The sequence below is a fragment of the Cohnella sp. GCM10012308 genome (assembly GCF_042649185.1).
GTDB lineage: Bacteria > Bacillota > Bacilli > Paenibacillales > Paenibacillaceae > Cohnella.
Genome location: NZ_JBHRYU010000006.1, coordinates 111040 through 125242 on the forward strand (window position 1 = coordinate 111040; position 14203 = coordinate 125242).

Annotated in this window: 9 protein-coding genes; 8 read left to right on the forward strand and 1 reads right to left on the reverse strand. The window is 58.9% G+C overall.

What is annotated here, in order from left to right; translation table 11 throughout:
- Positions 1-14: 14 nt before the first annotated feature.
- The 4 genes from ACFOTD_RS09880 to ACFOTD_RS09895 all read left to right on the forward strand — a co-directional run bounded on the left by ACFOTD_RS09880 (position 15) and on the right by ACFOTD_RS09895 (position 5356).
- Positions 15-779: an SDR family NAD(P)-dependent oxidoreductase gene (locus tag ACFOTD_RS09880; protein ID WP_378118151.1), complete on the forward strand. Its 765-nt coding sequence runs from the start codon at positions 15-17 to the stop codon at positions 777-779.
- 25 nt (positions 780-804) lie between these two features.
- The gene (locus tag ACFOTD_RS09885) at positions 805-1806 is read left to right on the forward strand and encodes a zinc-dependent alcohol dehydrogenase (protein WP_378118153.1); all 1002 of its coding nucleotides are present in this window, start codon (positions 805-807) and stop codon (positions 1804-1806) included.
- Between the two features lie 138 nt (positions 1807-1944).
- Positions 1945-3762 (forward strand): sensor histidine kinase, encoded by a 1818-nt coding sequence (locus ACFOTD_RS09890; protein ID WP_378118155.1) that lies wholly within the window; start codon positions 1945-1947, stop codon positions 3760-3762.
- Positions 3763-3802: 40 nt separating this feature from the next.
- The gene (locus ACFOTD_RS09895) at positions 3803-5356 is read left to right on the forward strand and encodes a response regulator transcription factor (protein ID WP_378118157.1); all 1554 of its coding nucleotides are present in this window, start codon (positions 3803-3805) and stop codon (positions 5354-5356) included.
- 6 nt (positions 5357-5362) lie between these two features.
- Here ACFOTD_RS09895 and ACFOTD_RS09900 read toward each other — a convergent pair whose 3' ends face one another.
- Positions 5363-6247 (reverse strand): helix-turn-helix transcriptional regulator, encoded by an 885-nt coding sequence (locus tag ACFOTD_RS09900; RefSeq protein ID WP_378118159.1) that lies wholly within the window; start codon positions 6245-6247, stop codon positions 5363-5365.
- A 143-nt stretch (positions 6248-6390) separates the two neighbouring features.
- Here ACFOTD_RS09900 and ACFOTD_RS09905 point away from each other — a divergent pair, with 143 nt between their 5' ends.
- The 4 genes from ACFOTD_RS09905 to ACFOTD_RS09920 all read left to right on the forward strand — a co-directional run bounded on the left by ACFOTD_RS09905 (position 6391) and on the right by ACFOTD_RS09920 (position 14190).
- Positions 6391-7224, forward strand: a complete 834-nt coding sequence (locus ACFOTD_RS09905) for a phytanoyl-CoA dioxygenase family protein (RefSeq protein WP_378118161.1) — start codon at positions 6391-6393, stop codon at positions 7222-7224.
- A gap of 213 nt (positions 7225-7437) precedes the next feature.
- A complete protein-coding gene (locus ACFOTD_RS09910) occupies positions 7438-9435 on the forward strand; it encodes a hypothetical protein (protein WP_378118163.1) in 1998 nt (665 codons plus the stop codon).
- Positions 9436-9465: 30 nt separating this feature from the next.
- On the forward strand, positions 9466-12621 hold the full coding sequence (locus tag ACFOTD_RS09915; protein WP_378118165.1) for an alpha-L-rhamnosidase: 3156 nt from the start codon (positions 9466-9468) through the stop codon (positions 12619-12621).
- A gap of 198 nt (positions 12622-12819) precedes the next feature.
- Positions 12820-14190 (forward strand): ABC transporter substrate-binding protein, encoded by a 1371-nt coding sequence (locus ACFOTD_RS09920; RefSeq protein ID WP_378118167.1) that lies wholly within the window; start codon positions 12820-12822, stop codon positions 14188-14190.
- Positions 14191-14203: the final 13 nt, after the last annotated feature.

Below are 14203 nucleotides of genomic sequence, written 5' to 3' on the forward strand. Positions count from 1 at the left end.
AAAGGGGAAGCAGCGTGCGGGGACTAAAAGGGAAGACGGCCGTCGTGACCGGCGGGGCGCAGGGGCTTGGCAAAGCGATCGCCCGGCGCTTGAGCGAGGAAGGCTGCAAGGTATGGATTTTCGATCTGAAGCAGGACGGCGAAGAAACGGCGGCCGGCCTCGGGCAAGAGACTGGCAATCCCGTTTATTTTGTCCAGGCGGATATCGCTTCCGAGCAGCAGATCGAGGCTGCCTTCAGGCGCGTGGCGGAAGTGTCGGATCAGGTCGACATTCTGGTCAATAACGCGGCCCGCTTTATTTTAAAGGGCATCGATGCGACGGCACAGGAATGGAAAGCCATTTTGGACGTCAACGTCATCGGGACTTCGCTCGTTACGCAGCATTGCTTGCCGCTCATGAAGAAGGCGGGCGCGGGCGCCATCGTCAATTTGTCTTCGGTCAGCGGCTTTGTCGGGCAGAGCAGCTTTGCCACGTACAATGCGACCAAATTCGCGATTCGCGGATTAACGAAATGCTGGGCGATCGATCTGAGCCCCTTCCAAATTCGCGTGAACAGCGTTTGCCCCGGCTACATCCGGACCGAGGCATTCGAGAACAGCTGCGTCCAGCTGGGCATCGACCCGGAAGAGGAGAACGCGCGCATCTCGCAGCTTCATATTCTGGGCCGGCAAGGAACGGCGGAAGAGGTGTCGGGCGTCGTGGCATTTGTCGCATCGGATGACGCTTCCTTCATGACCGGCGAGGATTTGATGGTCGATGGCGGATATCTGGCTAAATAGCCCAGACAGACAGGAGAAGTGAAGCATGCAGGCATTAGTTTACCAGGGACCGGAAAAGCTGGCGATCGAACAAGTCGATGTGCCGAGCATTGAACCGCATGAAGTGCTCGTCAAAGTAGAAAGCGTGGGCATCTGCGGCAGCGAATTGGAAGGCTATCTGGGCCACAGCAGCGTTCGCGTGCCGCCGCTTGTTATGGGGCACGAGTTTTGCGGTCGAGTCGCCGCGCTGGGCGATCAGGCTAACGGGCTGTCGCTCGAGGACAAAGTCGTCGTTAACCCGCTCATCGCTTGCCGTGCTTGCCCGAGCTGTATGCGGGGAGAATACAACATCTGCCGCAACCGCAAGATCGTCGGCATTCACCGGCCCGGCGCCTTTGCGGATTATGTCGCGGTGCCTTTTGAAAACGCGATCCGGGTGCCGCAAGAGATGGATGCTTCCCTGGCCTCGCTGGCCGAACCGTTAGCCGTCGCGATCCATGCGGTCAAGCTCGGGTTCAAGCCGCTTGACGATCTGCTCATTTACGGAGCGGGACCGATCGGGCTGCTGTGCGTGGCGGCCGCCCGGCAGATGGGGGCCGGCAGCATCGTCGTACTCGATCTGCAGCCGGCGAGGCTGGCGCATGCCGAGAAGTTAGGCGCGATCGGGCTCTCTCCCCGGGAGATCGAGGATCGGCGCGAGGCGCTGTTCCCGCAGGGGATGCCGGTCATCATCGATTGCGTCGGCGTGCAGGCGACAAGAGAGCAAGCGATGAACCTGGTGGATCCGGGCGGCGCGGTCATCATGGTGGGGCTGGGCCATGGCAAATCGGAGCTGCCGATGAATCATCTGGTGAGGCAAGAGATCTCGCTGATCGGCTCGTATACGTATTCCCATGAAGATTTCCGGCAGGCCGTCGCTCTTTTAATTCGCGGGAACGTAGCCATCGAGGGCTGGACGCAGACCCGTCCTTTGGACGAAGGACCGTCCGCATTCCGCGAGCTGGCCGAAGGAAAAAGCCCGTTTTCCAAAATCTTTCTGAAGCCTTGAGTGAAATGAGACCGCATAAATCCGGAATATGAACCTGACGAACGGATGAGGTGGTGCAACCCGGCATCGGCGTGATAGAATGGGCGCAATTCCATACGAACCGCACGGTGAAGCGAGCTTGGGGGGAGATGCAGCGGCATGCGGTTTTGGAACAGTCTGCACACGAAGTTTTTCCTGACGTATTCGCTCATTGTAGTTGCGATCATTCTGCTGGTCTGCACGCCGATGTACGTATACCTGCAAAATAATATCGAGAAAAATACGATCTCCAGATTCGACGAGACGGTCTCGAAAATCAAGGATCGGCTGGACGAGCGCGTCAACCAGTTCGACGTCCTGAGCAAGCTCCTCTATTGGTCGTCGATCACGAACGACAGTCCCGCGGTCAACTACCTGAACGGGCTCGCGAGCTCTCAGGACTTCTACGAGCGCTACCAGCTGCGGGGCTCGCTCAAGAGCTTCGTCACGATGCTGTCGACGGTATACCCGGACGCCGTCAATATCCGCATATTCACGACGGAGGGCGATCTCATATCCGACAGCGAGGACGACCGCACCTCCGTCGGCCCTTACGAGCAATACGAAGAGCTGAAGCGGATCGCGGCGACCAACGGGGAGACGCTTCTAAGCTACGAGCAGCGAGATCCCTGGAATGCGGCGAACGCATGGCCCGTATTCGTCTTCAGCCGGATGCTGCTGCCGTGGGAGACGAGGGCGGGCATGCTCGAGGTCATGGTGAAGGCGGATGCGCTCGTGGATCTGGAGACGCTTAGCCAGATCAAAGGCGCGCAGCTGAACCTGTTTTTCGGAGACGAGATCATTTATTCGACCGACAGCGGCGAAAACGGACTTACGCAGGCGCAGCAGCGGGAATACGGACGATTGAAGCAGCAATCCCCGTCGGAAAATTATCCGTTCATGTCGACGTCGTTCGGCAACAAGCAGTATGTTTTCTATAAATCGAACGAGCAATCCGATTTTACCGTCATGCTGACCGTTCCCAAGAAGGTCGTGTTCGCATCTCTGGTCAACTTCCGCAACGTCGCGATCGCGGCGATGCTCCTTCTCATTCTGATCTCGGTCGCGCTGTTCTATATATTGTCTAGAATCCTGACCCGGCCGCTCAAGGAATTAAAAAAATCGATCGACCGGATCAGTCTGGACGAGAGCGACGAGCAGCTTAACATGGACAATAAATACGAGATGGACGAGATTCACCTGATCAACCGTTCCTTCCGGAACATGAGCGAGCGGTTAAAAAATTCGCTGGAGGATACCGTCCGGTTTCGTACGCTGCAGCTGCAAGCGCATTTCGATATGCTGCAGGCGCAGATCAACCCGCATTTTCTGTTCAACATGCTCGGGTTTATCCAGTCCAGCGCCGAGGATCGCAATCTGGACCAGGTAAGCGCGCTAAGTCAAAATCTGCTCGGCTTTTTCCGCTACTCGATCTCCACGCAATCCCCGATCATTACGCTGGAGAAGGAGATCGCCTTTACGATTCAGTATCTGGAGCTGATGAAAATCCGCTTCGTGGATAAACTCCAGTACAGGATCGAGGTGGATGCGATGCTGACCAATCTCGTCGTGCCCAAGCTGATCCTGCAGCCGCTCGTGGAGAACAGCATACAGCACGGCTTCAATGAATCCACGAACAGCCTGGAGGTCGTCGTCAGCGCTTATGTCGAAGCCGCCCACTGGGTCATTCAGATCGAGGACAACGGCGTCGGCATTACGGAGCAGCGGCTGGCCGCGGTCATCGCGAAGGTGGAGGATTATCTCAAGCAAATGCTCTCCAGCGCGGAAGGAGAGGGGATGTCCCAAGGCGGCATGGGCGTCGCCAATTCGATGGGCCGGCTGAAGTTCATGTTCAAGGATCATTTTATGTACGAGATCGAAAACCGGGAGGACGTCTCGGGCGTCCGCATCCGCTTGCAAGGGCCTCTAAGACGGTAAGCCCGCTGCAGCTTCGGACCCGGCATAAGGAGAAATGCTCATGCGCATCATGCTGGTTGACGACGATCCTTTTTCTATTGAAAAGCTCAGAGCGCGCATCCTGCAGCTCAGCGAACAGCTCGGCACCGTCTTCGAGATCGTCTCCGAATGCTACAGCGGGCTATCCGCGCTGGAGCAAATGCCGCTGACGAATCCGGACACGGTATTCACCGATATCCAGATGTCCTCCGTTAACGGCATCGAGCTGGCCAAGGCGATTCAAATTCGCTGGCCTTCCGTTCACGTCGTCGTCATCAGCGCCTACCCGATGTTCGAATACGCGCGTGAAGCGATGAAGGCGAACGTGGTGGAATATTTGCTGAAGCCGGTCGATACGACGGCGCTGCGCGAAGTGCTGCTCAAGCTGCTGGATATGAACCGGAATCACAGCTATAACAGGTCGAGGGAGGTGCTGCACGGCATTCTGAGCGGAGCCCTGGAAGGGGCGCTCGAAAACAGCGCCGTGCAGGCGATCTTTCCCTTCGCGGGCTACCGGATGCTGCTCATCCAAAATGTCGAAGCGCTGTACGACGTCAGATTGTTGATGCCGAAGAGCGATTTTGACTTCGAGCCGATGCGCCGCGAGCTCGGCGGGCATATGGAGAAGCGGGAGCAGAGCTGGTTCCTGCCCTCGGACGACCGCAAGTCGATCCTGCTTATCTTCGGCTTGTTCGATCTGGACCCGGGCAGGTTCCCGCAGCTGCTCGAGGCGACCCAGCAATGCTGCGCGCGCGACGGCGTCCTCCCTACGATCGTCTACAGCGCCCCGTTCGAACAGCTCGAAGAGATCCGCTCCTTGCACAAGCGGCTCTTCGTCGCGTTGTCCGAACGGATCGTCATCGGCAAGCCTCGCACGGTAGCCTTGGAAGACGATTTTGAGGAGCCGGCCGCGCAGTTCTCCGCGACGGACGAGAAGCGGTTCGTGCTGCTGCTGCAAAAACGGGACGTGCCCGGCTTGAAGCGCCTGATTGCGGGCCTGTTCGAAAATTGGGAGCAGAACGACTGCACGAGCATGATCGCCGAGATCGATCTCAAGCGGATCGTTCACTTATTCGAGCAGCAGTACCGCACCTCGTCCGTGTCGCAATACAAAACGCTTGAAACGCGGATCGAGGAGCTCGTCGATACGTGCCGCACGTTCGGGGAGCTGGAGGAAGCGTTCTTCACGCTGCTGGCCAGCGCGTTCCAGTTCGCGGGAGAGGACTCGGGCGACGGAGACGCCAGGCAGTTGTTCGACAAGATCGAGATGTACATCTCCTCCAATATCGGTCAACCGCTCTCGCTGCAGACGCTCACCGACCATTTCCACGTTTCCCGGACGGTCATCTGCAACCTTTTTCGCGATTACAGCCATAAATCCTATGTCGAATATTTAACCTCGCTGCGCATGAAGATCGCGCAGGACCTGATGCGCGACTATCCGAAAATGCTGAACAAGGAAATCGCGGAAATCGTGGGCTATACGGATCAGAACTACTTCAGTCATGTCTTTAAGACGGTAACGGAGATGAGTCCGACCCGTTACCGCGAGAGCTTGACCCGGCCCCGCGGATAACCTTCGTCAGGATCGTTCGCCGGCGCTTCCGTTCATCCGGAATTCCGATGGCGTCAGCCCGGTGATCAGCTTGAACTGGTGACTGAAGTAATGAACGCTCGTAAAGCCCAGTCTCAGCGAGATCGAGCTCATCTTCTCGCCCTGCAGCAGCGCCGCCTTGGCGAGACGGACCCGCTCGCCGATGATGTAATGCTTGGGGGCAAGGCCGACCTCTTCCTTGAACAGCTTGGAGAAATGAATCGGATGATAGCCGCACAGACCGGCCAGCTCGGCAACGGACCAGTTGTTGCCGGGCTGGCCTTGTATGGCTTGGATCGCAAGCTCGATCCGGTTGTCCTTCGGACGACGGCCGTTCCCGGCGATCAGGTGCCTGAATATGAGCGCGATCGCCTGCATCATCAGCGCGCGAAGCGCGAACGCGTATCCGATTTGCGCTTGCTCATATTCCCGGACCATCCGCATCAGAATCTGCTCCAGCCCGGATACGGAGGCTACGGTCGGCATGGCTGCATCGCCTAGATTCCCGCCTCGCAGCGTCAGGGCTTCGATTTCTCCGCAAGGCATGCCCGCTTCCACAAAGCGAACCGCGTGGCCGGGGTGAACGGGGTCGGGACTGTCCCGGTGCCAATCGAAATGGAGACTGAAAAAGTCCGTCGGTTCGGTCACCGACAGAAAGGTGGGGCAGCCGGGACCGTAGTAGACGAATTCCCCTTCGCTTATCGTATGGACGCGATCCTCCGCCCTGAACTCGGCACGCCCCGATACGACGTAGAACAATTGATAGTCGGGAATGATCCGGTGTCCCCAATTCTCGCCGGCGCGGGCCGAGCTTCTGTTCGCGAAATTAACGGCAGGCATCATCCGGTCGAGCGGCACTTCGCGCATCTGCATAGGTCGGCTCCCGCCTTCGAATCGATTAAAAAAACGCAAATGAATGTTGGTTTTCGGGAAATACACAATCTCTCCGGGTTGGTAAGATAACGCTATCACCATCACCAACATCATATTGAAGGACAGGGAGAGGTGCAAGGACTATGTTGAGCGCAAGCCGGTTGGCGGAATTCGAGAGGAACGGGTTTATAAAGGGAGATGTCGTGCTAAGCGATGCGGAGGTCGAACGCCTGCGGGAGGAATTGGACAGCGTGATGGCCGGCGAATCGGTGAAGAAGCCGGTCCTTAACCACAACATGCGCGAAGAGGAAGCCGACAATTTATATAAAGGAATGAAAAAAAGCGTCAGCGACAAGGTCGTGCAGATCGTCAATATCTGGATGGCCAGCGACGCCTACCTGCAGCATGCGGCCCATCCGGTCATCTGCGAGGAGATCGCCCAGCTGTGCAAGACGGACACCGTACGCGTCTGGCACGACCAGATCCAGTACAAACCGCCGATTACGGGCGGGCCGACGCCCTGGCATCAGGATCATCCCCTGTGGCCGATCCTCCAGCCGGCGGACCTGGTGAGCGCGTGGGTGGCGCTCGACGACGCCGTGATCGAGAATGGCTGCATGTGGATGGTGCCCGGCAGCCATAAATGGGGAGATCAACAAAAGTATCTCGCGAGCACGGACGACTTCAAGCCTTACCACAAGCAGCCCGAACTGCTGCCGGCCGATGCGGTCGTAGAAGCCGTTCCCTTCGAGATCAAGAAAGGACAAGTTGGCTACCACCACAGCCTCACCTGGCATGGCAGCCCGCACAACAAGTCGGAGCTGAAGCGGCGCGCGATCGCCGTCCATTACATGCCAGGCCATACCAGGTACGAGCCGACCAGCAAGCATCCCATGCTTCCATACGTGACGGTGGAAAAAGGCGAGCTGATGGAGGGCGAGCACTTCCCGGTCGTGTACAGCACGCTCTATAAATGAGGCATAAGCGAGTCGCTTAAAAAGACGGCCCCGATGATCGATTACTATCGATCGGGGCCGTTTTCGCGTGCGGCAAACACGTACATATTTGAAGACGCGACAGGACGATTTTCTATTCCTCGCAAATGAAAGCGGTTCTACAATGAATGGGCGCGCGACGTATGCGCGCGGAAAAGAGCACGGCCAAAAACCTATAAAAAGGCGGTATCCCCAATGAAGCTAAGCTTCCGCATTCTCGTCCCCCGATACGAATCGGAGGAAAGATTCAGGGAATTGCTCGACTTTTTACAAAAGCACCGCAATGCCGTAGACGAAATTATGTTATTTACCGAATATTGGCATCAAGGCTACAACCCGCTCGACTGGTTCGGCGAGCTGTGCCGCATCATGAAGGATCGGCTGACGCGGCTGCGCGAGAGCGGCTTCGCTAACGTGGGCATCAACATGCTGGCGACGCTCGGCCACTTCGACGAAGCGTGGGACTGGCTGCCTGCCGTCCCGTTTCAAGGGACCGTCGGGCGGGACGGCTTAGCCTCCAAAAGCACCTTTTGCCCGAATTCGGAACCGTTCCGCGAATATATCGCCCGCAAGTATACGCTCGTCGCGGAAGCGGGGCCGTCGTTCGTATGGGTCGACGACGACATTCGCATGTTCGGTCTCGGTACGAGCGATTATGCCTGCTTCTGCCCGACGTGTATCGACATCTATAACCGGAAGCATGGCACGTCGTTCTCGCGCGAGCAATTGGTCGAAGTATTGAACGCGCCGGACGGCGGCGAAACGCGGGAGAGGTGGGTGCGGCAAAATGCCGAATCGATCGAACGGCTACTCGCGCATATCGAAGAAGCGGTGCATCGCGTGGACAGCAAGATCGAGCTCGGCCTCATGACGGTCAGTCTCGGCATCTCCACCTATACGGGCGTGGACTATCCAGGGTGGTTCTCGGCGCTGAAGGCGCGCAAAGCGAGGCCCGGCGGCGGTTTCTTCGACGATGCCAAGCCGTTCGGACTCGTGCGCAAGGCGCATGAGATCAACCGGCAGATCGCGCATTATCCGGAATTCGTTAATGACATCCAGTACGAGCTCGAGAATTTCCCGTTCCATCGCTTGTCCAAGTCGGTACGCATCACGATCGAGGAATGCACGGCCGCCATCTTATCGGGGTGCAACGGCGTCGCCTTCGACGCGCTGAGGGGCGAGCTGGGCTCGCTGGAAGAATACCACGAGCTGATGGACGCGATCGAGGCGATCCGGCCCCGCTGGGCCGAAATCGAACGGATCGCCGGCGCATACGGAACGGGCGGCATGTATCCGGCATTGTCCCATCTTCACGAGGCGAGAAGGACGGTTGACAACGGCAACTGGTTCGACAGCCTGTCCGTCGACAACAGCCTGAACTTCTACGCGCTCAGCGAGATCGGCTTCCCGTTGTCCATGAACGCGGCGGAGGCCCGCGGCACGATTCTGTGCGAAAACGCGGCGGAAGGCTATACGACCGAGGAACTGCGGGAGATGCTTCGCGGCGGCGTACTGATGGACGGCAAATCGCTTGAAATTCTGACGGCCAGAGGCCTTGGCGAATACTGCGGCGCAGAGATCGTGCGGACGTACGATAACGGCGTCACCGAGGTTTTGACGGGCGATCCGCTGAACGGAGACGACGCCGGCGAGCAGCGCGACGTCCGGTTTTCGATGAAAAAAGGCGTCGCATACGAGCTGAAGCCGGCAAGCGACAAGACGAGGGTGCTCAGCAGGCTCTTGAGCTACACGAAAGACGAGCTCGGCCCGGTGTCGACGGTATACGAGAACGAATGGGGCGGCAGGGTCGCGGTTCAGGGGTATGCGCCGTGGCAGATGATTCACTCCGGCTACAAGCGAAAGCAGCTGCTCCGCATCGGCGAGTGGCTGAGCGGCGGCCGGCTTCCGGCCTTCATCGATAAAACGCTGCGGGTCGTTCCGTTCGTCAAATACGCGGCGGACGAGAGCGGCTGGCTGATCCTGCTGCTGAACGCCTCGTTCGACGAAACCGGGGCGTTCGAGGTCAAGCTGGGTTATCCGCAGGCTGCCGGCAAGGACATCTATGAGCTGCTGCCCGACGGCACAAGCGTCAAGCATCAGCAAGGCGCGGCGCCGACAGGCGAGGGACAGCTGCCGACGCTGTCCGTAGACAATGTCGGCGTCTGGCAAAGCCGGATCTTCTATACCCGATAACCCAATAAGAGGACTGGCGAGGTGGACCGAATGAGCGGCCAACTGAAGCTCTACGAATTGAAGACGGAAAATACCGTCAATCCGCTTGGAATCGGCGGCACGGCGCCCTTGTTCAGCTGGAAGCTGGCATCGGACCGGCGCGCCGAGCGGCAGACCGCGTACCGGATCGTCGTCGATCGCGACGAAGAGCGGCTTGGCCGCGAAGCGGGCGAATGCTGGGACAGCGGCAAGGTCGAATCCGACGAGACGCTGCAGCTCCGCTACGCGGGCGAAGCGCTGGCGTCGGGAAGCCGGTATTACTGGAAGGCGATGGCGTGGGACAAAAACGGCGAAGCTTCCGAGTGGAGCGCTCCCGCGTGGTTCGAGACGGGACTGCTCCGGCCTGAAGAGTGGGTCGCCGAGTGGATCGGCGGCGATACGGGACGCAATCCGCTGACGGGGGCACGGTGGGCGTGGCATTCCCTCGGCCTGTCGGCGGACAGTCCGGTCCATTTCCGCAAATCCTTCCGGGTGCCGGCGGGCCGGACGGTTCGCTATGCGTTGTTCCATGGCACGGGCGGATCGCGGTTCACCGTCTTCGTGAACGGGAGCACGATCGCCAAGCTCAATGCGCGCTGGAAGCAGGATTGGACCTCCCCGTTCGTCTATATCGATTTTACAGCCAAGCTGAGAGACGGAGACAATGTCTTGTCCTGGATCGTGGAGCATGCCGAGTCCGGCGAGGCGGGGATCATCGGCAAGTTCGAACTCGGCTATGACGACGGCTCGGTCGAAACGATCCTGACGGACGAGACGTGGCGCGTGTCGGCCGAGGCGGATGCGACTGACGTGACGGGACCGGCCTGGAAGCTCGCGAATCACGACGATGCCGGCTGGGCGCCGTCGCGAACGATCACGGCTTACGGCGACGCGCCATGGGGCGACATCCGCCGCAGAGGGTCCGCTCCGTTGATCCGCAAGGAATTCCGGGCGAAGCAGGCGGTGAAGTCCGCCAGGCTGCATGTCGCCTGCCTGGGCTTCTTCGAAGCGCATCTGAACGGGCAGCGTCTCGGAGACGGGCTGCTGCAGCCGGATTATACGCAATTTCCCAAGCGGACGTACGCGATTACGTTCGACGGCACGCAGCTGCTTCAAGAAGGCTTGAATTGCATCGGATTCGAGCTCGGGCGCGGCCACTATGCCTACGGCAAAGACTGGATCGGCGACAACTTCAGCCGTCCCGATCCCGCCACGGGGACGATCGAGCCGAAGGTGCTGGCGCAGCTGCGGATCGAATACGCGGACGGCACGGGCGAGACGATCGCCACCGACGGCTCATGGCGAACGGCGGACGGTCCGACGGTCGACGACAATATCTGGTACGGCGATAAGTACGATGCGCGGCTGGAACGCGCCGGCTGGCAGCTAGCGGGCTACGAGGACGGAGACTGGACATCCGCGAATGCCATGCAGCCTTACGACGGCAGCGTCGAGTCCGCCTTCGTCCCTCCGATCCGCATCGTAGAGACGATCCCGTGCGCTGAGTTGTCGAGTCCGGCGCCGAACGTCTACGTCTACGATGCCGGCCTCATCACGGCAGGCTGGGCCAAGCTGACGGTGCAGGCGCCCAGAGGCACGAGCGTGAAGCTCATCTACGGAGAGATTCAACGCGAGGACGGTTCGCTCGATATATGGAAGGAAGGCTACGATCATCAGTTCTGGGAAAATCCGCAGGAGGACGTGTACATCGCCAGCGGCGACGGCATCGAGACCTGGGAACCGAAGTTCAGCTACAAGGGCTTCCGCTACATCCAGATCGAGAGCGCCGTGAAGCCGGCGTCCGTCGAAGCCCGCGTTTTCCATAACGATCTGGAGACGATCGGCGCCTTCGACAGCTCCAACGATTTGTTGAACCGGATTCATGCGGCGATGAAAAACACGATGCTCAACAATTTCCACAGCATACCGACGGATACCCCGTTCCACGAGAAAAGAGGCTGGACGGGCGACGGCCAAGCGATCGCGGAGTGCGCTTCGATGAACTTCGACATGTCCGCGTTTTTTGCCAAGTGGACGCAGGACATCGCCGACTCGCAGCAGCCGGCGGGCGAAGTGGCGCATACCTGTCCGGGGCCGTTCCTGTACCTGACGCCGACGCCCGCCTGGATGAGCGCCTTCGTCATCGTGCCGTGGACGTTGTACGAGTATTACGGCGACAAGGAGACGCTTCGCAAGCATTACGACGGCATGAAGCATTACCTGCAGTACGAGCTTACCCGATTGAAGGACGGCGTGAGCTCGGACGAGAGCTATGCGGATTGGGCCGTGCCGGGGCCGTTCATCGGGCCGGAAGGCGGTACGCTGCTGGCAACGGCGTACGTCTCCTACAGCTGCTCCCTGATGTCGCAAATCGCCGGCGTGCTGGGCAAGGCGGAGGACGCCGCTTATTTTGCGGACGCGCAGGAGCGGCTGGCCCATGCGGCGAACGAGAAGTTCTATGCGCGCGAGAGCGCCGAATACCACACGGAGATCGAAGCCGGCTACCGGCAGACGTCCAACGTGCTTCCGGTGGCGTTCGGCATCGCGCCGGAGGGTGAGATCGGCCGCGTGGTGGACCGCCTCGCGCGCGACATCGTGGAGAGCAAGGGCGGACATCTGGATACGGGTTGCTTCGGCACGAAGTATCTGGCGCCGGTGCTGACCGAGCACGGACAGGGCGAAGTCGCGTACGCGCTCGCGACGAAGGAGACGTTCCCGAGCTGGGGCTACTGCCTGGCGGAAGGCGGGACCTCGTTCTGGGAAGCGTGGGAGTCGAAGACGCGGTCCTACGACCATTATTTCCTCGGCACGATCGACGATTGGTTCTTCAAGCATCTGGCCGGCATCAAGACGATGTCCGACGGTTATAAGACAAGCGTTATCAAGCCGTATGTCCTGGGCGATATGACGTCCGCCAGCGGCGCGGTCGAGACGGTACGCGGGCGCATCGGTTCGGCTTGGCAATTGACCGCGGCGGGGCTTGTCCACGAGGTGACCGTTCCCGTCAACACGAAGGCGCTCGTGTACGTACCCAAGGCGGGAAGCGGCAAGCTGACGGAGAGCGGCATCGCCGCGGAGTCGGCGGAAGGCGTCCGGATCTTCGGCGAGGACAAGCGCTATTGGAAGCTGGAAGTCGGATCGGGCACATACCGTTTTGCATGCGTGTGATTATACTTGCGTTCAATATTCAAGAAGAGCCTGTACGTTTTTCTATATATCAAGGGAATATTAACACAGTAAAATAAAGGAGCAGTCGGCGCAATGGATCAACCGGGCCTGGAAGGAGAGCCTTGCTGGAACATTCGCCGAAAGCTGAAAGGGCAGGATACGAACGCGTTTATTTTCAACTAATGGGGGTTACAGACGATGGCAAACAAAAGAAAGTTATCGGTCTCACTTGGTCTCATTCTAGCGTTATCCACCACTCTGGCGGCATGCGGAGGAAACAACAATAATAACGCGGCCGGAGAGAGCGCTTCTCCGAGCGGCTCGGCGCCGGCAAGCTCTGCTGCGGCATCGGAATCGGCTGCGCCTGCTAAGGATCCCGTCGAGTTGACGTTCATGGGCCCGACTTCCTGGATGGCCGGCTCCGGCGTTCAAGATATGCTCAAAGCCTATGAAGCCGCTACCGGCAACAAGATCAAGCAGGAAGTCGTGCCGGACGATCAATACCTCAACGTCATGAAGACCAAGATGTCTACGAACGACGCGCCGGACCTGCTGTTCCACAATAAAGGCTTCAACTACATTCCTGCCAACTTCCTGGAGCCGATCACGGGCCCGATCCTGGATCGCATCGACCCGACGGTCGCGGCCGTCACGACGATCGACGGCAAGTTCTATCAAGCGCCGGTCGCTCCGCACAGCTTCTACGGCGTCATTTACAACACGGAAGTCTTTGATAAGGCCGGCATCAAGGTGCCGTTGAAGACGTACCAAGAGTTCATCGCCGCAGCGGACAAGCTGCTCGCGATGGGCGTCACTCCGCTCGGACTCGCGGGCAAATCGACCTGGACGGCCAACCAGCCTTACCTCGTCGGCGGCGCCTATGTGTTCGCGAAAAACCCGGATCTGGCGAAGCAAATCTCGACGAACAAGATCAAGCCGGCCGATTCGCCGGAATACCTCGAGATGATTAATCGTTATGTAAGCCTGAAGAAATATATCGCGAAGGATTACTTGTCCTCCGATCAGCCGATCATCCAAAAGGGACTGCTCGACGGCACGATCGCCATGGAATTTTATCCGGACGTCACCTACGGCGATTTCGAAAAGGAAGACGCCGCGAAGGCAGAAAAGCTCGGCTACATGCCGTTTACGCTCGGCGACGATTATATCGCCGCTACGTTCCCGCCGACGGACGAAGCCGCGATGTCGATTCCGGTCAACGCCAAGCACAAGGCCGAAGCGAACGACTTCATCAACTTCGCGACGCAGAAGGACAATTTCATCTTGTTGAACACCAAAGACGGCATCCAAGGATCGGGCATCTCGCCGTATACGGACTTCACGGTCGGCCTGAATCACTTCCAGCAATCGATGGCTGACATGATCGCCGCGAACAACATTCCTGCCGCTCCGTTCCTGCTCGGTTACCTGGATCCCAACTTCCAGCTGGGCGACTTCAACAAGCACGTGAACGACATGATGGCGGGCAAGGCGCCTGCGCAAGCGCTTGACGATTGGTACAAGGATTACGCCAAGGTGAACAAGGCCGCCAAAACAGAAGGCTTCTAATTAATCGTAAAAG